Raw genomic sequence first — 21,224 nt, forward strand, 5'->3', positions numbered from 1 at the left:
CCAACGGAATCCAGCTCACTCGTCCCCGTCTTAGTAGATCAATCCGCCGGGTCAGGCGTTGTCCACAGCCGCCCGCGATATCCACAGGTCCGGGGCCCGGCGGTTGTCGTCGCCGGGCCGGTCCGGCGACGGTGGGCGCCTCAAACCGCCGCGTCCCTCGCTGGAGGTCAGTGATGCCCGCCCCGCGCCGTCCCCTGATCGTGACCGCCGACCCCGACCTGCTCGACGACCTGCTCAGACTCGCCGCGGCCGGCGGCACCGAGGTGGACGTGGCCGCCGATCCGCCCGGTGCCCGGGCCCGCTACTCCGGGGCGCCACTCGTTCTGATCGGCGCGGATCAGGTTGCGGCCTGCCTGCGGGCCCGCCTGCCACGCCGCCCGCGGGTCATCCTGATCTGCCGGGACGACAGCGCGGAACGCACCTGGGAGATCTCCAGCCTGATCGGCGCCGAGCACGTCGCGGTGTTGCCGACCGCCGAGCCGTGGGTGGTGGACCAGCTGACCGAACGGCCGGGCCCGGCCGCCACCGCCCGGACGATCGCGGTGATCGGCGGGCGCGGCGGGGCCGGGGCCAGCATCCTGGCGGCCGGGCTGGCCACCACCGCGGTACGCGCGGGCCACCAGACCCTGCTCGTCGACGCGGACCCGCTCGGTGGCGGCCTGGACATGGTGCTCGGCTGGGAAGAGGTGACCGGGCTGCGCTGGCGGGAGCTCACCGACACGAACGGGCGGGTCGAGCCCCGGTCGCTGATTCGCGCTCTGCCCCGCCGGGGTGGCCTGGTGCTGCTCACGTTCGACCGCAAGGAGCTGCTGGGCATTCCGGCCGAGGCGATGGCGGCCACCCTGGACGCCGCCCGGCGCGGCCGCGATGTGATCGTCGCCGACCTGCCGCGGCACCTCGACGACGCGGCGGTGCTGGCCCTGCAGGCAGCCGATCAGACGCTGATGGTGGTCCCGGCGGAGCTGCGGGCGGCGGTGGCGGCTGCGCGAACTGCGGCGACGGTCGCGTTCCACTGCGAGAACCTGGCCGTGGTGGTGCGCGGGCCGGCGCCCGGCGGGCTCCGGGCCCGGGAGATCGCCGAGGCGCTGCGACTTCCGCTGGCCGGGACGCTGCGGCCGGAACCGGCGATGTGCGAGGCCGTGGAGAACGGGACGCCGCCGACAGCGGAGGGCAAGGGGCCGCTCGCGGAGCTCTGCCAGCGGTTGATCGAGGACCTGATGCGTACGGCCGGCGCGCAGGTGGCGGCATGAGCACCGAGCCGGTGGTGGATCGGGTTCGGCGGCAGTTCGCGTACGAGGGGGTCGAGGCGACACCGGCGGCAGTGGTCAGCGCGGTCCGCCGGGCCGGTGGGGTGCTCGGCGACCGGGCCGTTCTGCGCCTGGCCGGGCAGGTTCGCGACGAGATGATCGGCGCGGGTCCGCTGGCGCCGCTGCTCTCCGATCCGGAAGTGACCGATGTCGTGGTCAACGGCACGCAGGTCTGGGTGGATCGCGGCGCCGGCATGCAGCGCGCGGCAGTGCGTCTCAACGACGCCGACGAGGTACGCCGACTCGCGCAACGCCTCGTCGCGGCGTGCGGTCGGCGGCTGGACGACGGGCAGCCGTACGCGGATGCGCGACTACCCGACGGGACCCGGCTGCACGCGGTGCTGCCACCGGTGGCGACTGACGGGCCCTACCTGTCGTTGCGGACCTTCCGGCAGCGGCCGTTCAGCCTGGACGACCTGGTCGCGCACGGGACGGTCGAACCGGCCGCGGCGGTGGTGCTGTCGGGCGTGGTGGCGGGGCGGCTGGCGTACCTGGTGACCGGTGGGACCGGCAGCGGGAAGACGACGCTGCTGTCGACGCTGCTCGGACTGGTTCCGGCCACCGAGCGGATCGTCCTGGTCGAGGACGCTGCCGAACTGCGGCCGGTGCATCCGCATGTGGTGGCGCTGCAGGCGCGTACCGCGAACGTGGAAGGGGCGGGCGCGGTTGGCCTCACCGATCTGGTCCGGCAGGCGCTGCGGATGCGGCCGGATCGGCTGGTGATCGGCGAGTGCCGCGGCGCCGAGGTGGTGGATCTGCTGGGGGCGCTGAACACGGGGCACGACGGCGGGGCGGGGACCCTGCACGCGAATGCGCCGGGTGACGTACCGGCCCGGCTGGAAGCGCTCGGCATGCTCGGTGGGCTGCCCAGAGCGGCTCTGCACGCCCAGGTGCTGGCGGCTCTGCAGGTGGTTCTTCAGGTACGGCGTACGGGCCGGGGCCGGGTGCTGGAGTCGATCAGCGTGCTGCTGCCCTCCGGGGAGGAGCGGCTGGCGACGGTGGTGCCGGCCTGGGAGCTCGGGCGCGGTGCCGGGCCGGGTGCGGAAGTGCTGGCCCGGCTGTTCGGGGAGCGAGGAATCGCGGTCCCGGACCTTCTGCGGCCCGCCGGGCGGCCGGAATGAGCTGGTTGATCGTTGGCGGGCTACTGGCCGGGGTGGCGGTCGTCCTGTGGCCGGTCAGCGCGGCGCGGAACCGGTTGCTGGGCCGGCGGCCCGTCGGTGGCCGGGCCAGAACCGAGGTGGCGCGGCTTCGCCAGATCCTGGGCCGGGTCGCCTCGCGATCGCCGGGCCGGGCAGCTCTGGGGTCGTCGGCGCTGGTGGCGGTGCCCGGGCTCGTGCTTGGCGGGCCGGTTGCTGCGCTGGTCGCGGCCGCCTACGCCGGGCTGGCGGGACGGGAGCTGGTCCGGCGGGGCGCCCGGAAGCGGGTCGTCGCGGGCCGGGCGGCGGCTCTGGACGGGCTCTGCTCGCTGGTGGCCGATCTGCGGGCCGGGATTCCGCCGGTCGTGGTGGCAGCGGGTGGACCGGTGCCGACCGAGCTGGCGGGGGACTCCCGGATCGCCGGGCTGGCCGCGGCGGTGTGGCGGCTCGCCGAGCAGACCGGGGCGCCGGCGGCGGACCTTCTGGAGCGGATCGAGGCGGATGCGCGTACCTCGGATCGGGCGGCCAAGTCGGCGGCCGCGCAGGCCGCTGGTGCCCAGGCCACTGCCTTCCTACTGGCGGCCCTGCCACTCGGCGGAATCGCCCTGGGATATGCGATCGGTGCGGATCCGCTGCACGTCCTCCTGCACACGCCCGTGGGTGCGGCCTGTGCGGTGGTGGCGGTGGCGCTGCAATGTGCCGGCCTCCAGTGGGCTGAGCGCCTCACGAACGGGACGAGCCGATGACCCGGGATGCGGTGGATGTCCCGTCGTGTGGCGCGGCCGAGTTGCTGAGGCCGGGCGGGCCGGTCCGGGTGCCGTTGCGGGAGTGCTGCGCGGCCGCGCTGATCGGTGTGCGGGCGAAGACCGGCGGATGCGTGGTGCTCGCAGCCACCCTCCCGGCCGAGGACGTCGCACCTGGAGCGCGCAGGTGATGACCTTCGTCGTCACCGCCTGTACCGCCCTGGCCGCGATCCTTCTCGCTTTGCCGCTGAGGGGCCGGAAACCGGCCGGACGGCGGCTGTCCCGGGTCCGCCGGAGCCTGGACGCGAAGCCGGCGAACCGGGCGACCGATCGGAAGACCCGGCTGCTGCTCGCCGCCATGGCCGGTCTGGCAGTGGCCGGGCTGGTCGGGACCTGGTGGGGCATTCCGGTGGGGCTGGCCGCCGGGGTCGGCGCCGAACAGTTCCTGCGACGCCGGGAACCTGCCGAACTCCGGCGGGAGCGGCTGCAAGCGCTGGCCGATCTGCCGCTCGCCGCGGATCTGCTGGCCGCGGCGCTGCGGGCCGGCGCGCCGGCGGACCGGGCGGCGGCCGCTGTCGCGGACGCGCTGGACGGTCCGCTGGGCGGGCGGCTGCAGCGGGTCGCCCGGTCGTTGCGGCTCGGTGCGGGGCCGGCCGAGGCGTGGGGGCATCTCGCCGGCGTGACCGGCGCCGACAGGCTCGTCGCGGCAGCGGTCCGGTCCAGTGCCAGCGGTGGCGCCCTCGCCGGGGCCCTGGAACGCCTCGCCGGTGATCTGCGCGCCGACCGTACGGTCGCCGCCGAAGCCGCCGCCCAGCGCGCCGGGGTCCTCATCGTCCTGCCCCTCGGCCTGTGCTTCCTGCCGGCCTTTCTGCTCGCCGGCCTGGTGCCGGTGCTGGTCGCCGTCCTCGGCGACGTCCTGTGAACCGGCGGTGCGGCCCTTCACCCGGTCGCGCCGCCCAGCCCGAATGCGGCGCGGCCGGCGCGCCGCACATCTCAACCGAGGAGGAACCACGTGCACAAACTCATCGCCAACTTCCGGAGGCTTCGGTCGGAAGCGGCGGACGCCGGGATGAGCACCGCCGAGTACGCGGTCGGCACGCTCGCCGCGGTCGCCTTCGCCGGTGTCCTGCTCAAGGTGGTCAGTAGCGGAACCGTGCAGGCGGCGCTGGGCGGGCTCATCGGCCGGGCGCTGAAGTGAGTCGGCGCCGGTGGCCCGGCCGGGACCGGGGCGCGTTCACCGCCGAGCTCGCGGCCGGGCTGCCGGCGCTCATCCTGATGTTCCTCGTCGCGGCCGGTGCGGTGGCCGCCGTGATGACCCGGGCCCAGTGCCTGGACGCGGCGCGGGAGGCCGCGCTCGCCGCCGCCCGCGGTGAGCCGACCGGGTCGGCGGCAGCGACCGCCCCGGACGGTGCGGAGATCACGGTCTCCGGGGACGCGAAGACCGTCACGGCCGTCGTCTCGGCCCGGGTACAGGTGCTCGGCGGAAACCTGCCCGGCATGACCGTGCGAGCGAAGGCGGTCGCGGCCAGGGAACCGGAGGCGCTGTGACGGCCTCCGACCGCGGCGCCGCGTCGATCTTCGTGCTGGCGATCGGCCTCCTGCTCGTGGCGCTCGGCCTGGCCGGCGCGGCGGTCGGGTCCGCTCGGGTGGCCCGGCACCAGGCCCGCAACGCGGCGGATCTGGGCGCGCTGGCCGGAGCGCTGCGCACGATCGAGGGCGAGGGTGCGGCCTGTGCCGAGGCCGCTCGATACGCCTCCGCGAACGACGCCCGGATGACCAGCTGCACCGTGTCCGGCCTGGAGATAGTGATCCGAGTCGAGGTAGCCGTCACCCCCATGCCCGGAATGTCCGGTGTAGCCATGGCGGCTGCCCGGGCCGGCCCGGTGACTGCCGGCTAGAGCGCGGCGAGGACGGTGTCGAGGACCTTCACCGCATCCGCCTTGTTCAGCGGATTGTTCCCGTTCCCGCACTTCGGCGACTGCACACAGGAGGGACAGCCGGCCTCGCACACGCACGAGGCGATCGCCTCCCGGGTGGCGCGCAGCCACTCCGCCGCGGTTTCGTACGCGCGCTCCGAGAAGCCGGCGCCACCGGGATGCCCGTCGTAGACGAAGACCGTCGGCGCTTCGGTGTCCGCGTGGTTGGCCGTGGACAGGCCGCCGATGTCCCACCGGTCGCAGGTGGCGATCAGCGGGAGCAGGCCGATCCCGGCGTGCTCGGCGGCGTGCAGGGCGCCGGGGAAGTCGGCCGGCTCCACCCCGGCCGCGACCAGTGCGTCCGGGGAGACGGTGAACCAGACGGCCGTCGTCCGCAGCTCGCGCACCGGGAGATCCAGCGGCCGGGTGTCGATGATCTCGCCGCTACCGATCCGCCGCCGCTGGTAGGAGACGACCTGGTTGGTGACGTCCACCTCGCCGAAGAAGAGGCCCACCGGTCCGGCGTCCACGTACGAGCGGACGCTGACCACTGAGAGGTTTGTCACATCGCGAGCGTGCGTGGACCAGTCCGGCTCCTCCTGATGCACCAGAGCGAAGCCGTCCTCCAGATCCAGTTCGTCCACCACGTACGAAATGCCCTGATGCAGGTAGACGGCTCCCTCGTGGAGCATGACGTGGGACGAGCCGGGGTCGACCGTGCCGAGCAGCCGGCCGGTGGCCGACTCGACCACGGCGACCGGCGTCCCGCCGGTGCCCCGCAGATCCACTTCGGGCCGGCCGCGATGGGTCCAGTACCAGCCGGACGGGCGCTGCCGCAGAGCGCCTTCCGCGATGAGCGCGCGAACGGCTGCTTTCGCCTCCGCGCCGCCGAAGAGTTCCAGGTCAGCCTGGGTGAGCGGGGCTTCCGAGGCGGCGCAGCAGAGTTGCGGGCCCAGGACGTACGGGTTCGACGGGTCCAGCACGGTCGCCTCGACCGGTCGGCCGAACACCGCTTCCGGGTGATGCACGAGGTAGGTGTCCAGCGGATCGTCCCGGGCGATCAACACGGCGAGCGCCTCCCCGCCGGCCCGCCCGGCCCGGCCCGCCTGCTGCCAGAGCGAGGCCCGGGTCCCGGGATAGCCGCAGATCAGCACCGCGTCCAAGCCGACCAAGTCGACGCCGAGCTCGAGGGCGTTGGTGGAGGCCAGAGCCAGCAGATCGCCGGTGAGCAGCGCCCGTTCGATGGCGCGCCGGTCCTCCCGCAGATACCCCGCCCGGTACGCCGCGACCCGCTCGCCGAGCCCCGGCACCGCCTCGTCCAGGGCCCGCCGGGTCATTGTGGCGACCACCTCGGCGCCACGCCGGGACCGGATGAAGGCGAGCGTCCGCGTGCCACCGACGACCGCGTCGGTGAGCAGGTCAGCGGTCTCCCGCAGCGCGGATCGCCGGATCGGCGGCAACTCGACGTCGCCGTCCTCGAGGGCGACCGTGGACGGTGGCAGCAGCGGCGGCTCCCACAACGCGAAGGTCACCGCTCCGCGCGGCGAGGCGTCCTCGGTCACCGCGGTCACCGGCAGTCCGACCAGCCGTGACGCCGTGCCGGCCGGATCGCCGGAGGTTGCCGAGGCCAGGACGAACGTGGGGGAGTTGCCGTACCGGGCTGCCGCCCGGCGCAGCCGCCGCAGGACGTGGGCCACGTGCGAGCCGAAAACGCCGCGGTAGGTGTGGCATTCGTCGACCACCACGTACGCGAGCCGCCGCAGAAAGGCCGCCCACCGGGCGTGCCCGGGCAGCAGCGCGTGATGCAGCATGTCCGGGTTCGTCAGGACGAACCGCGCATGCTGCCGGACCCACTCCCGTTCCTCCCGTGGAGTGTCACCGTCGTATGTCGCCGGTCGCACACCGTCCACCTCAAGGCGGACAATCCCCCGTAATTGGTCCGCCGCGAGTGCCTTGGTGGGTGACAGATAGAGCACCGTCGCCTTAGGGTCCGTGGCGAGCGCATTGAGCGCGGGCAGCTGGTACGCGAGGGACTTCCCCGAAGCGGTGCCGGTGGCCAGCACGACGTGCGTGCCCTCCTGGGCGAGGGTGGCGGCGGCCGCTTGGTGCTCCCATGGCGCGGCGATCCCCTGTGCGACGAATGCGTCGCGCACCGCGGGATCGGTCCATGTGGGCCATGGCGCCGCGCGTCCGGCCCGGGCGGGCACCCGTTCGACATGTGTGATCGGGGACACCGCCGCCGCGGATCCGCGGGCCTGCAGCCGATGCAGCAGCTCAGCGGGACCGAAGGCGGTGGACGTCACGCATTGCACTGTGACATCGGTATGCCCCGAACCTCAAACGGGTAGGACGACGGGTGCCACGCGTCGTGCGGTAGCCCTCGGTGGTTAGATTTCGCGGGGGAGATCAGGGAGGAGGACCGATGGAGCTGTCGCTGGCGACCCGGACTGTCGCCGAGCACACCGTGCTCGAAGTCGGTGGCGAGGTGGATGTCTACACCGCCCCCAGGCTGCGCGAGCGTCTCATCGAGCTGGTGGACGCGGGTGCCCGTGACGTCGTCGTGGATCTGGAGCGGGTCGAGTTCCTCGACTCGACGGGTCTCGGCGTGCTCGTCGGCGCCCTGAAACGGCTGCGGACCGCGCAGGGGACCTTCGGGCTGGTCTGCGCCAAGGAGCCGTTGTTGAAGATCTTCCGGATCACCGCGCTGGACCAGGTTTTCCCGATCTTCCCGACGGTTGAAGCGGCCACCGAACGCGACGGCAGCGGTCCCGCTTCGTGATGGCGACTGTTCGGCTCTCCTTCTCGCCGGCGCCGGTGCACGTGCGCACCGCCCGGCTCGTCGGCGTAGCGGTTGCCCGACGTGCGGGGGTGGCCGAGGAGTTGCTCGACGAGGTGCGGCTGGCCATCGGTGAGGCGTGCACCCGGGCCGTCACCCTGCACCGCCAGTACGGCCTGCCCGACCTGGTCACCGTCGAGATGTCCGACTCGGACTCGTACACCGTCCGGGTCATCGACCATGCCCCGATCGAGGCGAGTGTGGGCCTGACCAAGCTGCCGCCGGACGAGCTGGCCGACGAGTCGCTGACCGACGACGCGCTCACCACCGGCGTCGGGTTCGCTCTGCTCGCCGGCTTCGTCGAGGACCTCCAGGTGCGTCCGGTGGAGGACGGCCCGGGCACCGAGGTCCGGATGATCTGGCCCGTGACCCGCCGCTGACCGCGGCGTAACCCCGGCACAGACACCCCGAAGCGGGAATACTCCGGCAAATTTCGCCGAGATCAACGATCACCCAGCAAGCTGGACGAAGCATGCCCGCCGACCTGCGGCGGGAGATCAACCGCGCCCTATACCCGCTCGCCGTGGGACTAACACAGCGGTGAACATCACCGCGACACGGCCGGTGGCGCGTGTGACGATCGCCACGTCGGGCCTATACAGTACGCGAGTTGTCAGCTACTTCTGGTCCCGCGCCCGCGGGTCTGGTCGATCATTCCCCGGCTCCCCGGGGAGGCGCCCGGAGGTCACGTCCGCCGTCCGGGTGCGTTCGGTGTACAGGAGGACATTGATGTCCGGGACCTCGATAGACCTCGCCGCCGAGGGCGGCGGAGTGTCCCTCAGCGGAGAAAACGTCGTATATATCGTCGTCGCGCTGGCGTTCGCCCTCGTGGCGCTCGGCTTTGCGGCGATGTTCGTGCAGTCCGTGCTGCGTACCGCGCGTGGCACACCGAAGATGCAGGAGATCGCCGGCGCTGTGCAGGAGGGCGCCTCGGCCTACCTGATCCGCCAGTTCAGAACTCTGGCGATCTTCGTCGTGATCGCGGTCGTCCTGCTCTTCCTGTTGCCGGTGCACGAGACCGAGAACGAGACCTGGGTGAAGATCGGCAGGTCGCTGTTCTTCATCGTCGGTGCGATCTTCAGCTCGTTCATCGGTGGTGCCGGCATGGCACTGGCGACCCGCGCGAACCTGCGGGTGGCCGCGGCGGCCGGTGAGCCGGGTGGCCGGGAGAAGGCGATGGGCATCGCCTTCCGTACCGGTGGTGTGGTCGGCTTCCTCACCGTGGGCCTCGGCCTGTTCGGTGGCGCCCTGGTCGTCATGATCTTCCGGGGTGACGCGCCGACCGTCCTGGAGGGCTTCGGCTTCGGCGCCGCGCTGCTCGCCATGTTCATGCGGGTCGGCGGTGGCATCTTCACCAAGGCCGCGGACGTCGGCGCCGACCTGGTCGGCAAGGTCGAGCAGGGCATCCCCGAGGACGACCCGCGTAACGCCGCGACCATCGCGGACAACGTGGGCGACAACGTCGGTGACTGCGCCGGCATGGCGGCCGACCTGTTCGAGTCGTACGCGGTGACCCTGGTCGCCGCCCTGATCCTGGGCTCGGCGGCGTTCGGCCAGGACGGCCTGATCTTCCCGCTGATCGTCTCCACGATCGGTGTGGTGATCGCGATCATCGGCGTCTTCATCACCCGGCTGCGGGCGAGTGACCGCAACGGCCTCACCGCGATCAACCGGGCCTTCTACATCTCGGCCGCGATCGCCGCGATCGCCGTCGCCGTGGTCAGCTTCCTCTACCTGCCGGACACCTTCGCCGGCTTCGGCGACACCGGCATCGCCGAGGACATCCTGGCCAGCGACCGCAACCCGCAGCTCGTCGCGATCGGCGCGGTCGTGATCGGCATCGTGCTGGCCGCCGCTATCCAGGCGCTGACCGGCTACTTCACCGAGACCAACCGCCGCCCGGTGCAGGACATCGGCAAGTCGTCGCAGACCGGCCCGGCCACCGTCATCCTGGCCGGCATCAGCGTCGGTCTGGAGTCGGCGGTCTACTCGGCGCTGCTGCTCGGCGCGGGCGTCTTCGGCGCCTTCCTGCTCGGCGGTTCCTCGCTCACCCTGTCGCTGTTCGCGGTCGCGCTGGCCGGCACCGGCCTGCTGACCACGGTCGGCGTCATCGTGGCGATGGACACCTTCGGCCCGATCTCGGACAACGCACAGGGCATCGCCGAGATGTCCGGTGACGTCGACGAGCGCGGGGCGCAGATCCTCACCGAGCTGGACGCGGTCGGCAACACCACGAAGGCCATCACCAAGGGCATCGCGATCGCCACCGCGGTCCTCGCGGCGACGGCGCTGTTCGGTTCGTACACCAACAGCCTGGCCAGCTCGATGGCCGACGCCGGGGTGACCGACGTCGGGGCCGAGATCCTGGCCCAGCTCAACATCTCGAACCCGCGTGCGCTGGTCGGCCTGCTGGTCGGTGCGGCTGTGGTGTTCCTCTTCTCCGGGCTGGCGATCAACGCGGTCTCCCGGTCGGCGGGCGCCGTGGTGATGGAGGTCCGTCGCCAGTTCCGCGACTTCCCGGGGATCATGGACGGCACCCAGCGTCCGGAGTACGGCCGAGTGGTCGACATCTGCACCCGGGACGCGCAGCGGGAGCTGCTCACCCCCGGTCTGCTGGCGATCCTGGCGCCGATCGCGGTGGGCTTCGGGCTCGGCCCGGGCGCGCTGGCGGCGTACCTGGCCGGTGCGATCGGCACCGGCACGCTGATGGCGGTCTTCCTGTCCAACTCCGGCGGCGCGTGGGACAACGCGAAGAAGCTGGTCGAGGACGGGGCGTTCGGCGGCAAGGGCTCCGAGGCGCACGCGGCGACGGTCATCGGTGACACGGTCGGTGACCCGTTCAAGGACACCGCCGGTCCGGCGATCAACCCGCTGATCAAGGTGATGAACCTGGTCTCGCTGTTGATCGCGCCGGCCGTCGTGACCCTGAGCTACGGCGTGGACGCCAGCGTCGGCGCCCGGGTCGGTGTCGCCGTCCTCGCGGTCGCGATCGTGACCGCGGCGGTGGTCTGGAGCAAGCGCAAGCCGGTCACCATGGGCGACGAACCGGCCGCGGCTGCCGCTGCCGGCGCTGCCGACACGGCCAAGGCGGCGCAGGACGCCCGCGAGGCCGAGGCCGCCCGGCTGAAGGACAACGTCAGCTGACACGCGTCTGAGGGCAACGGAAGGGCACCCGGAAACGGGTGCCCTTCCGCTTTGACTCGATCGAGGCGTGTGGAGTGTCGGACCGGAGCCGTACTCTGCTCCCATGCGCGCGGTCCGACTGATCTCCCTGGCTCTCGCCCTCGTGCTCGCCGTGCCGCTGAGCGCCTGCTCAGCGCAGCCCGGGCCGTCGGCCTGGGCGGCGCAGGTCTGCACCGCGCTGAGTCCGTGGCGCAGCGAGATCGACTCCCTCACCAACCGGACCCAGCAGCAGATGACCACGAAGACGACGCCCGGTCAGGCCAAGGAGAATCTGGCCCGCCTCTTCGACGGCGCCGCGACCGCGAGCGAGGAGGCCCGGGCCGGGGTGGAGCGGGCCGGCGTCCCCGACGTGACCAACGGCGACCGGATCGCGGACGGTTTCGTGGGCTCGCTCGCCGGCATCCGCGACGCCTACGGTCACGCCCGCAGCGGCATTCAGGCCCTGGCCACCAGCCCGGCGAAGACGTTCTACGACGAGGTGACCAAGGTGGTCGAGCGGCTCACCACGGAGTATGAGAAGAGCAGCCTGGACACCACGAAACTGGAGTCCGTCGAGCTGCAGCAGGCCTTCGACTCCCTGCCCGAGTGCCAATGACATGACCGAGACGGGCTGGCCGCTCATTCCGCGGGAGGTGCTTCCTCCGCCGGTTCCGGTGGCCAAGAGGCACGTGCAAAGGGGTGCGGCGGGCCCGGAGGCCGGCCGCCAGTTGTCGATGTTCGGCGCCGAGACGACCGAGCCGTCACCGGCTGATCTTGCGGGTCTGCTCGCCGGCCCCGGCCGGCTCGGCCGGATGGGCGGCACTGCGCGGGTCACGGTTCGCGTCGATGCCGCCTGGCGGGTGCATGTCCTGGTCAGCGAGCTGGTCACGCGCGGCCTGGCAGCCACCTGGGCACCCGTCGAAAACCCAGATTTGGTACGAACGGACGAGCCCTCGGCCGAAGATGAGGCGATCGACACGTCGGAACACCAGACGACCGGGGAACCGGGCCCCACGGAGCCCGCCGACGAACCCGAGGTCGGAGCCGACCCGCCTCCGCAGATCTTCGAAGTGCGTACCGCGTACTCCCAGAGGTTGAACGGTCTGGCCCGTGCCTGGCCGGCCGCCGCTGCCCAGCTCTTCCTCAGCGGACCTCGGCTGCGTCTCTGGGTGGCCGCCGCAGGCGATCCGCGGCCCGGCGGTTACGCGCTCGGCCTCGACCCGGAGAAAGAGCGTGACCCGGTGGAAGCCGCGCTGGTCCGCGCCGGTCTGGCCGGCCGGCTGTCGGATGACGGACGCTTCTATCTGATCACCGGACGCCGGCGCCTGAGACGGCTGGCCGAGCTGGTCGGGGAGCGCCCACCTGCGGCCCCGGCAGAAGTGTGGCCGGGCGGCGCGGCTGCGTGATCTTCCTGGATTGTGTCCGACATTACAACGTCTTCCCGGTGTACGGTGTCGCGGTCGGACGCGTGCGGTGGCCGGGCCGTTACCATCCGACTGCGGGGTCTCCCGGGAATGGTTGCTTGTCCGGCGCGTTACGTTGAACATCTGTGCTCCGCCGGGCAAGACGGAGAGCGCCGAGGATCGCAACGAAATTGGGAGTGCCGTGCCGAGTGACACCAGGACGACCCGTCTGGTCATCGTCGAGTCCCCGTCGAAGGCCAAGACGATCGCCGGTTACCTGGGCCCCGACTATCTGGTCGAGGCCTCCGTCGGCCATGTCCGCGATCTGCCGAGAAACGCCGACGAGGTTCCGACCAAGTACAAGGGCGAGTCGTGGGCCCGCCTCGGCGTCGACGTCGACAACGGCTTCCACGCGCTCTACGTGGTCTCCGAGAATCGCAAGCAGCAGGTAGCCAAGCTGCAGAAACTCGCGAAAGAGGTGGACGAGATCTTCCTCGCCACCGATGAGGACCGCGAGGGCGAGGCGATCGCCTGGCACCTGATCGAGACGATCAAACCCAAGGTCCCGGTCAAGCGGATGGTTTTCCACGAGATCACCAAGCCGGCGATCCAGGCCGCGGTGGCGAACCCGCGGGACATCGACCGTTCGCTGGTGGACGCGCAGGAGGCACGCCGGATCCTGGACCGGCTGTACGGCTACGAGGTCAGCCCGGTCCTGTGGAAGAAGGTGATGCGCGGCCTCTCGGCAGGCCGTGTGCAATCCGTCGCCACCCGCATCGTCGTCGAGCGTGAGCGGCAGCGGATGGCGTTCCGCTCGGCTGAGTACTGGGACATCCTGGCCCAACTGTCGGTGCAGGGCCCGGTCGAGGGCGCCCGCTCGTTCCAGGCCACGCTGATCGCCCTGGACGGCGACCGGATCGCCACCGGCAAGGACTTCGAGCCGACCACCGGTCAGCTCAAGGCCGGCTCGAGCGTCGTGCAGCTGGACGGTGACGGCGCCCGCGGGCTGGCCGCCCGCCTGGAGGGCCGGGACTTCAAGGTCACCCGGGTGGAGGAGAAGCCGTACAGGCGTCGGCCGTATGCGCCCTTCATCACCTCGACTCTGCAGCAGGAGGCGGCCCGTAAGCTGCGGTACTCCTCGCAGCAGACGATGCGTACGGCGCAGAGCCTGTACGAAAAGGGTTACATCACTTATATGCGTACGGACTCGGTGAACCTCTCCGAGACCGCCCTGGCCGCCGCGCGCCGCCAGATCGCCGAGCTGTACGGGGCGAACAACGTGCCGCCGCAGCCGCGCCGCTACACCACCAAGGCCAAGAACGCGCAGGAGGCGCACGAGGCGATCCGGCCCGCCGGCGACAACTTCCGGACCCCGGGCGAGGTCGCCAAGGAGCTGAGCAGCGACGAGTTCAAGCTCTACGAGCTGATCTGGCGCCGGACCATCGCCTCGCAGATGACCGACGCGGTCGGTAACTCGGTGAGCGTCCGGATCCGCGCGGTCTCCACGGCGAACGAGGAGGCCGACTTCGCCGCCTCCGGCAAGACGATCACCGACCCCGGCTTCCTGCGGGCGTACGTCGAGTCCTCGGACGACGAGAACGCCGAGGCCGAGGACGCCGAGCGCCGCCTGCCGAACCTGGTGAAGGACCAGCCACTGACCGCCGAGGAGCTGGCCGCGGTGGGTCACCACACCTCGCCGCCGGCCCGCTACACCGAGGCGTCGCTGGTCAAGGCGCTGGAGGAGCTCGGCATCGGCCGGCCGTCGACGTACTCGTCGATCATGCAGACCATCCAGGACCGTGGGTACGTGGAGAAGCGCGGCCAGGCGATGATCCCGTCGTTCCTGGCGTTCGCGGTGATCGGCCTGCTTGAGGGGCACTACCCACGGCTGGTGGACTACAACTTCACCGCCGCGATGGAGGGCCAGCTCGACGACATCGCCGCCGGTGACGGCACCCAGCTCGCCTTCCTCACCTCCTTCTACTTCGGCAGCCAGGCCAGCGGCGCGGACGACGAGATCGCCCGGGCCGGCGGCCTGAAGAAGATGGTCACCGAGAACCTCAGCGCGATCGACGCCCGCGAGGTCAACTCGATTCCGCTCTTCACCGACGAGGAGAACCGCAAGGTCGTCGTCCGGGTCGGCAAGTTCGGGCCGTACCTGCAGCGCCGCGCGGTCGACGCCCCGGAGGACGCACCGGACGACCGGGCCTCGATCCCGGAGGGTCTGGCGCCCGACGAGCTCACCCCGGAAAAGGTGGCGGAGCTCTTCCTCGCCGGGAACGGCGACCGAGCGCTCGGCGACGACCCGGCCAGCGGTGAGCCGGTGGTGGTCAAGTCCGGCCGCTACGGGGCGTACGTGCAGAGCGGCGAGCGCAGCTCGTCACTGTTCAAGACCCAGAAGCCCGACTCGATCACCCTCGAGGAGGCGCTGCAACTGCTGTCGCTGCCCCGGGTGGTCGGCAAGGACGCCGAGGGCAAGGAGATCGTCGCCCGCAACGGGCGCTACGGGCCGTACATCCAGCGGGAGAAGGACTCGCGCTCGCTGGAGAGCGAGGACCGGCTCTTCACCGTCACCCTGGAGGAGGCGCTCGCCCTGCTGGCGGCGCCGAAGACCCGCCAGCGTGGCGTGGCCAAGCCGCCGCTGCGCGAGCTGGGCCTGGATCCGGCCACGCAGAAGCCGATGGTGGTCAAGGACGGCCGGTTCGGGCCGTACGTGACCGACGGCGAGACGAACGCGACGCTGCGGCGCGGTCAGACGCCTGAGGAGATCACTCCGGAGCAGGCCGCCGAGATGCTCGCCGACAAGCGGGCCAAGGGGCCGGCGACGCCACGCAAGCGGGCCGCCGCGAAGAAGGCCCCGGCCAAGAAGGCCGCCGCCGCGTCCGGCGAGGACGGCGCCACGCCGGCCAAGAAGGCTCCCGCCAAGAAGACGGCGGCCGCCAAGAAGACGACCGCCGCGAAGAAGGCTCCAGCCAAGAAGGCCGCCCCGCGCAAGGCGACGACGGCCGCGGAGTAGCCCTTTCTATCCCAAGACCCGGGTCAGGTAGTCGTTGGTGAAGACCCGGCCCGGGTCCAGGCGGTCACGCACGGCGAGGAAGTCGTCGAAGCGGGGGTACGCGCTCCGCAGCGACTCCGCGTCCCGGTAGTGCAGCTTCCCCCAGTGGGGACGCCCGCCCAGCCCCGCACAGACCGCCTCGAAGGCCCGGAAGTACGGCTCGTACGGGCTGCCGAGGAACTGGTGCACGGCAACGTAGGCGGAGTCCCGGCCGTACCCGTGCGACAGCCAGACGTCGTCCGGCCCGGTGAACCGCACCTCGACCGGGAACTGCACCCGGAACGGCAGTTCGTCGAGGATCCGGTTCAGCGCGTGCAGGACCTCGGGCAGGGCGGCGCGCGGGATCTCGTACTCCATCTCGGTGAAACGCACCCGCCGCGGCGAACAGAAGACCTGGTCCGACCGCCCGGTGTAGGTCCGCGCGCTCAGCGCGTGGGCCGCCATGGCGCTGAGCGCCGGAACCGTGGCCGGCACCTTCTGGCCGACCTTGCATACGCCCTGCCAGAGCGTGTTGGACAGGAAGTCGTCATCCAGCCAGCCGCGGAACGCCGACAGCGGCCGATCGTTCGCCGCCACCTTCCGGTTGCGCTTGAGCGAGGTCCGATCGGTGTACGGGTACCAGAAGAACTCGACGTGGTCGAAGTCCGCGTTCCACTCGTCGATCCCGGCCAGCACGTCCGGCAGGCGCATCGGCCGTTCGTCGGCGAGCAGCGTGAAAGTCGGCACGCACCGCAACGTCACGTCGACCAGTACGCCGAGCGCGCCCAGCCCGAGCCGGACCGCCGGGAACTCCGGCGCGTCGGCGGTGAATCGCTCGACCTTGCCGCCCGCGGTCACCATCGTCACCGCTTCGACGCAGGACGCCAGGGTCGAATAGGCCGCGCCGGTGCCGTGCGTGCCGGTGGAGATCGCCCCGGAAACAGTCTGCGCGTCGATGTCACCGAGATTCGGCATGGCCAGCCCGTGTTCGGCGAGCACCGTGTTGAGAGTGGACAGCAGCATGCCGGCCTGCACGGTGACCAGCGGGCCGTCCACCGAGACCAGCTGATTGAGCCGGTGCAGGAACATCCGCTGGTCATCGGCGACCGCGATCGCGGTGAAGGAGTGTCCGGAACCCACCACTTTGATGCGCCGGCCGCTTTGCGTGGCGTGGTTCACTTGGGCCGAGACTTCATCGACGGTGCCCGGGGTCAGGACCTCCGCCACGGACTCCTGGTTACGCCCCCAGTTGGTCCAGCGACGCGAGTTAACGGGTGTAGTCATTCGGGCTTTGTCCTCCGTCCGAGCGGACACCAGCACCTGGCGTCCCGTCGATGCGCCTCGCTCGTTGATCCGAGTAACGTTCGATTTATCACTGGGATTTATTCATGAACTTCGCCGTCGTGGATGGATCTCACTGCTGAGAGGGAGTGGCGACGCGTGTCGACACCAACCGTCAGCACCGGCCCGCTGCGGCGGGTTCCGGTGCAGGGCAGAAGCGTTGCCCGGGTACAGCGCATGCTCGACGCCTGCGCTGAGCTGGTGGACGAGGTCGGGTATGAAGGCCTGACCACGACCCTGCTGGCCGAGCGAGCCGAAGTCGCCATCGGCTCGGTCTATCAGTTCTTCCCGGACAAACGGGCCATCGTCCAGGCCCTCGCGCTGCGCAACATGGACGCCTACCTGCAGAGTCTCTCCGATCGCTTCGCCAGCGAGACCTTCACCCATTGGTGGGACGCGGTGGACGCGGCGATCGACGCGTACATCCGCATGCACCGCAGCGTGCCGGGCTTCCGGACGCTGCACTTCGGTGACGTGGTGGACCTGCACCTGCTGGATTCGGACCGGGACAACAACGCGGTCATCGCCGAGCGTCTGGCCGAGCTGCTGGTCGAGCAGTTCCAGCTGATCGACCGGATCCGGCTGCGCTTCGCGTTGCAGATCTCGGTCGAGGCCGCGGACGCCCTGATCAAGCTGGCGTTCCGGCGGGACCCGGCCGGGGATGAAGCGGTGCTGACCGAGGCGAAAGCCCTGATCCGGGAGTACCTGCACCGGCACGTGGACGCCTGACCGGCGGCTGCGCCGCCCAGGAGCGTGGACGCCTACGGCGGCTGGCTGCTGTCCCGCCCAAGCAGGCCGCTTCGCGGCGCTTGGGCGGTCAGCCCAGGAACGCACGGCCTTCTCCCCGATATGTCGGGGCCGGCGTCGCTGTCTCGCCGTCGATCAGCTGCAGCTCGTTGACGTGCTCACACAGCTCGCCGGCCTTGGCATGCCGGAACCAGACCCGGTCGCCGGGACGCAGCTCCTCGGCGGCCGCGCCGAGCAGTGGCGTCTGGACCTCCCCAGCGCCCTCGTCGGCCTTGAACGCCAGCCCTTCCGGCAGGTAGGGCTCGGGCAGCCGGGACTTCTCGGCCGCGCCGGAGGCGACCCAGCCGCCGCCGAGCACGGTGGCGATCCGCGGGCCCGGGCGGCGGACCACCGAGAGCGCGAAGAACGCCGCAGGGGTGGGACGCCAGCTCCGGTACGAGTCGAACAGCGCCGGACCGTACAGCCCGGAACCGGCGGTCACCTCGGTGACGGACGGGTCGGCGCTGGTGGCGGCCACACTGCCGGTGCCGCCGCCGTTCACGAACTCCAGATCGGTGTGCTCGCGTACCGCCCGGACCGCGGCCGCGCGGCGCTCCAGCAGCTCGGGCAGGGCCCGGCTCTGCATCAGCCGGATGAGCCGGCCGCGCAGGGCCTGGCCGGGCGGGTCGTCGCCGACCCCGGCGATGTGCGCCTCGTAGGACATCATGCCGACCAGGCGAAATCCCGGCCGGGCGGCCAGCATGCGGGCCAGGGCGCCGGCCTGGGCAGCCGAGTGTACGGGCGAGCGGCGCACCCCCACGTGCAGCGGGCCGGCCGGTCGCCAGGAGGCGTCGAAGTCCAGACAGAGCCGGATGTCCGGCCGATCGTCGGGCGCGACGACCTGGTCGATCAGGTTCGGCTGGGCCGGGTGGTCGACCATCACGGTCACGGCTGCCGCGAGCGCGGCGTCCGAGGCCAGCTCGCGCAGGGCGGCGCGATCAGCAGTGGGGTACGCGACCAGCACGTCATCGGTCACACCGGAGCGGACCAGCCAGATCGCCTCGGGCAGCGTGTAGGCCATCACACCGTGCCAACCGGGCCGGGCCAGGACACGTTCCAGGAGCGTGCGGCAGCGTACCGACTTGCTGGCGACCCGGATCGGCTTGCCCGCGGCGCGCGCGGTCAGCTGGTCGGCGTTGTCGTCGAAAGCGGCCAGATCCACCGCGGCGACCGGGGTCTCGAGGTGGTCGGTGGCCTTGTCGAGCCGCTGGCGCAGGGCGGTGCGGTCAGTGAGCACGCGAGCACGGTAACCCGGCTTCCGGGCAACGCGAAAGACATTCATTTATGCACCACCCGTACGTGCGTACCGGTAGGGACCCCCGGTGAGCTGCACCGGCCGGTTACAGTGCTCCGAGCAGTGACCACGGGAGGTAACGGCCATCAGTACCGACAAGCAACAGGACTCGGGGCCCGTCGACCTCTCCGGCATGGCGGCCCTGCGGTCGGTTCTGCGCCTGCGCGGCTTCCGCCGGCTCTGGCTGGTGCTCGGCGCCGCGTCGTTCGGTGACTGGATCGGCCTGCTCGCCACCGCCCTCTTCGCCTACGGCCAGTTCGAGAACCCGGCGGCCCAGGGTGCGGCGTTCAGTGGCACCATCGCCGTCCGGTTGCTGCCCGCACTGCTGCTCGGCCCGATCGCCGGTGTCCTCGCCGACCGGTTCGATCGCCGCTACACGATGGTGATCACCGACCTGCTGCGGTTCGTGATCTACCTCTCGATCCCGATCGTCGCGATCGTCAGTGAGTCGGCGGCGATCACGGTCACCTGGATCACCATCGCCACCTTCCTCGGCGAGACGGTCACCCTGATCTGGATCCCGGCCAAGGAAGCCGCGGTACCGAACCTCATCCCGAAGTCGCGGATCGAGATCTCGAACCAGCTCACGCTGGTCACCACGTACGGAATCACGCCGATCATGGCCGCGCTCGTGCTCTCCGCCTTCACCGCCGGGGTGCAGCAATCCGGGGTGACAGTGCCCGACTGGGCCGAGCCGGTGCAGCTGGCGCTCTGGATCAACGCGTTCGCCCGGCTCGCCACCGCGCTGGTCGTCTTCTTCGGCATCAAGGAGATCGGCGGCAAGAGCCCGGACCGGGTGAAAGCCGCCGAGCAGAGCATGACCCGGCAGTTCCTCGACGGGTGGAAGTACATCGGCAGCACCCCGCTGGTCCGCGGTCTGGTGCTCGGCATCTTCGGGGCCTTCGCCGCCGGTGGTGTGGTGATCGGCGCCGCGCGTACCTTCGCCACCTCGCTGGGTGCCGGTGAGGCCGCCTTCTACCTGCTCTTCGGCGTCATCTTCATGGGTCTGGCGCTCGGCATCGGGCTCGGCCCGATGATCGTCAAGGACCTCTCCCGGCGCCGCTGGTTCGGCATGAGCATCGTGCTGGCCAGCGGTTCGGTGATGTTCCTCGGCTTCGCGTTCCACCTGTCCATGGCGCTGGTCGGGGCCCTGCTGGTCGGCGCCGGCGCCGGAATGGCGTTCCTGGCGGGGACCACCCTGCTCTACGGCGAGATCGCCGACGAACTGCGCGGCCGGGTCTTCGCCGTGGTGCAGATCGGCGTCCGGATGGTGCTGCTCCTCGCCATCACCCTCGCCGGCATCCTGGTCGGTCTGGGCAGCTCCCGCCGGGTCGAACTCGGCCCGGTGCACGTCGACGTCTCGTCCACCCGGGTGCTGCTGCTGGTCGCGGGCGCGATCGGGATCTGGGTCGGGATCGGCTCGTTCCGCCAGATGGACGACAAACGCGGCGTCGCGGTCCTGGCCGACCTGTGGGGGTCGCTGCGGGGCCGCCCGCTCTCCCCGGCCGAGTCATTCGTCCGGGCCGGCATCTTCGTGGTGTTCGAGGGCGGTGAGGGCGCCGGCAAGTCGACCCAGGTGACCCGGCTCGCCGAAGCGTTGCAGGCCACCGGCCGCGACGTGGTGGTCACCCGGGAACCCGGCGCCACCCCGGTCGGCTCCCGCATCCGCGGGCTGGTCCTGGACAAGAGCGAGAGCCCGTCACCGCGAGCGGAGGCGTTGCTCTACGCGGCCGACCGGGCCCACCACGTGGCCACGGTGGTCCGGCCGGCGTTGGCCCGGGGCGCGGTGGTGATCAGCGATCGGTACGTGGACTCGTCGCTCGCTTATCAAGGTGCTGGGCGTACCCTGCCGGTCCAGGAGATCTCCTGGCTCTCCGCCTGGGCCACCGGCGGCCTCAAGCCCGACCTGGTCGTGCTCCTCGACGTGGACCCCGGCGTCGGGCTGACCCGGGTCGACTCCCGCGGCGTGGGCGCGGACCGGCTGGAGAGCGAGTCGCGCACCTTCCACGAGCGGGTCCGCTACGCCTTCCTCGACCTCGCCGCTGCCGACCCGAAGCGTTATCTGGTGCTGGACGCGGCCCGGCCGGTCGAGGAGATCACCGAGGCGGTGAGCGCACGGCTGACCGGACTGCTCAGCGCGATGGACGCGGCCCACCCGGAGAGCATGCCTCCGCCTCCACCTGCGCCGTCCGATGTTCCGGATGCGCCGCCGATCGAGGAGATGGCCGAACTGCTTGGCGACGAAGAGCCTCGCCGCCGTTCGTGA

19 protein-coding genes are annotated in these 21,224 nt (G+C 71.3%); 16 read left to right on the forward strand and 3 right to left on the reverse strand.

Translation table 11 applies throughout. From position 1 onward, the window contains the following. Positions 1-200: 200 nt before the first annotated feature. The 8 genes from ssd (at position 201) to OHA21_RS40895 (ending at position 5,084) form a co-directional block, all read left to right on the forward strand. Positions 201-1,250, forward strand: coding sequence for a septum site-determining protein Ssd (gene ssd, locus OHA21_RS40860; RefSeq protein WP_328478863.1), 1,050 nt, complete (start codon positions 201-203; stop codon positions 1,248-1,250). After that, on the forward strand, positions 1,247-2,428 hold the full coding sequence (locus OHA21_RS40865; protein ID WP_328464471.1) for a TadA family conjugal transfer-associated ATPase: 1,182 nt from the start codon (positions 1,247-1,249) through the stop codon (positions 2,426-2,428). Before ssd ends, OHA21_RS40865 begins: the two co-directional genes overlap by 4 nt. Next, positions 2,425-3,189 carry a type II secretion system F family protein gene (locus tag OHA21_RS40870; RefSeq protein ID WP_328464474.1) on the forward strand — a complete coding sequence of 255 codons (765 nt, stop codon included), beginning with the start codon at positions 2,425-2,427 and terminating at the stop codon, positions 3,187-3,189. Before OHA21_RS40865 ends, OHA21_RS40870 begins: the two co-directional genes overlap by 4 nt. Then, positions 3,186-3,377, forward strand: coding sequence for a hypothetical protein (locus tag OHA21_RS40875; RefSeq protein WP_328464476.1), 192 nt, complete (start codon positions 3,186-3,188; stop codon positions 3,375-3,377). Before OHA21_RS40870 ends, OHA21_RS40875 begins: the two co-directional genes overlap by 4 nt. Then, positions 3,377-4,108: a type II secretion system F family protein gene (locus tag OHA21_RS40880; protein WP_442874985.1), complete on the forward strand. Its 732-nt coding sequence runs from the start codon at positions 3,377-3,379 to the stop codon at positions 4,106-4,108. The genes OHA21_RS40875 and OHA21_RS40880 overlap by 1 nt, the downstream gene beginning before the upstream one ends. Before the next feature lie 147 nt (positions 4,109-4,255). Beyond that, on the forward strand, positions 4,256-4,384 hold the full coding sequence (locus OHA21_RS40885) for a DUF4244 domain-containing protein (protein WP_328478867.1): 129 nt from the start codon (positions 4,256-4,258) through the stop codon (positions 4,382-4,384). Beyond that, positions 4,381-4,734 carry a TadE family type IV pilus minor pilin gene (locus OHA21_RS40890; RefSeq protein ID WP_328464478.1) on the forward strand — a complete coding sequence of 118 codons (354 nt, stop codon included), beginning with the start codon at positions 4,381-4,383 and terminating at the stop codon, positions 4,732-4,734. The genes OHA21_RS40885 and OHA21_RS40890 overlap by 4 nt, the downstream gene beginning before the upstream one ends. Continuing rightward, positions 4,731-5,084: an Rv3654c family TadE-like protein gene (locus tag OHA21_RS40895; protein ID WP_328464480.1), complete on the forward strand. Its 354-nt coding sequence runs from the start codon at positions 4,731-4,733 to the stop codon at positions 5,082-5,084. Before OHA21_RS40890 ends, OHA21_RS40895 begins: the two co-directional genes overlap by 4 nt. On the opposite strand, the gene OHA21_RS40900 is transcribed toward OHA21_RS40895, so the two are convergent. After that, the gene (locus OHA21_RS40900; protein WP_328464482.1) at positions 5,081-7,414 is read right to left on the reverse strand and encodes a DEAD/DEAH box helicase; all 2,334 of its coding nucleotides are present in this window, start codon (positions 7,412-7,414) and stop codon (positions 5,081-5,083) included. The two genes, OHA21_RS40895 and OHA21_RS40900, sit on opposite strands and share 4 nt — an antisense overlap. 110 nt (positions 7,415-7,524) lie before the next feature. Between OHA21_RS40900 and OHA21_RS40905 the strand changes: the two genes are divergently transcribed. From OHA21_RS40905 to topA, 6 genes are all read left to right on the forward strand, one after another. Next, positions 7,525-7,881, forward strand: a complete 357-nt coding sequence (locus OHA21_RS40905) for an STAS domain-containing protein (protein ID WP_196417014.1) — start codon at positions 7,525-7,527, stop codon at positions 7,879-7,881. After that, positions 7,878-8,318, forward strand: coding sequence for an ATP-binding protein (locus OHA21_RS40910; protein WP_328464486.1), 441 nt, complete (start codon positions 7,878-7,880; stop codon positions 8,316-8,318). The genes OHA21_RS40905 and OHA21_RS40910 overlap by 4 nt, the downstream gene beginning before the upstream one ends. A 349-nt stretch (positions 8,319-8,667) precedes the next feature. Continuing rightward, the gene (locus OHA21_RS40915; protein ID WP_328464488.1) at positions 8,668-11,082 is read left to right on the forward strand and encodes a sodium-translocating pyrophosphatase; all 2,415 of its coding nucleotides are present in this window, start codon (positions 8,668-8,670) and stop codon (positions 11,080-11,082) included. 103 nt (positions 11,083-11,185) lie between these two features. Further along, positions 11,186-11,716 (forward strand): hypothetical protein, encoded by a 531-nt coding sequence (locus OHA21_RS40920; protein WP_328464490.1) that lies wholly within the window; start codon positions 11,186-11,188, stop codon positions 11,714-11,716. A 1-nt stretch (position 11,717) separates the two neighbouring features. Beyond that, entirely contained in the window at positions 11,718-12,506 is a 789-nt protein-coding gene (locus OHA21_RS40925; protein ID WP_328464492.1) for a hypothetical protein, read from the forward strand. 199 nt (positions 12,507-12,705) lie between these two features. Beyond that, complete coding sequence (gene topA, locus OHA21_RS40930) at positions 12,706-15,519, forward strand: type I DNA topoisomerase (RefSeq protein WP_328464493.1); 2,814 nt, start codon at positions 12,706-12,708, stop codon at positions 15,517-15,519. 6 nt (positions 15,520-15,525) lie between these two features. Here the strand turns inward: topA and OHA21_RS40935 are convergent, their stop codons facing one another. Then, a complete protein-coding gene (locus OHA21_RS40935; RefSeq protein ID WP_328464495.1) occupies positions 15,526-16,821 on the reverse strand; it encodes a D-arabinono-1,4-lactone oxidase in 1,296 nt (431 codons plus the stop codon). A gap of 156 nt (positions 16,822-16,977) precedes the next feature. Here OHA21_RS40935 and OHA21_RS40940 point away from each other — a divergent pair, with 156 nt between their 5' ends. Then, positions 16,978-17,607, forward strand: a complete 630-nt coding sequence (locus OHA21_RS40940; RefSeq protein WP_328464497.1) for a TetR family transcriptional regulator — start codon at positions 16,978-16,980, stop codon at positions 17,605-17,607. A gap of 88 nt (positions 17,608-17,695) precedes the next feature. Here OHA21_RS40940 and OHA21_RS40945 read toward each other — a convergent pair whose 3' ends face one another. After that, on the reverse strand, positions 17,696-18,901 hold the full coding sequence (locus tag OHA21_RS40945; protein ID WP_328464499.1) for an amino acid deaminase/aldolase: 1,206 nt from the start codon (positions 18,899-18,901) through the stop codon (positions 17,696-17,698). A 244-nt stretch (positions 18,902-19,145) separates the two neighbouring features. Here OHA21_RS40945 and tmk point away from each other — a divergent pair, with 244 nt between their 5' ends. Next, positions 19,146-21,224: a dTMP kinase gene (tmk, locus tag OHA21_RS40950; protein ID WP_328478869.1), complete on the forward strand. Its 2,079-nt coding sequence runs from the start codon at positions 19,146-19,148 to the stop codon at positions 21,222-21,224.

This window comes from Actinoplanes sp. NBC_00393 (genome assembly GCF_036053395.1).
Classification (GTDB): domain Bacteria; phylum Actinomycetota; class Actinomycetes; order Mycobacteriales; family Micromonosporaceae; genus Actinoplanes.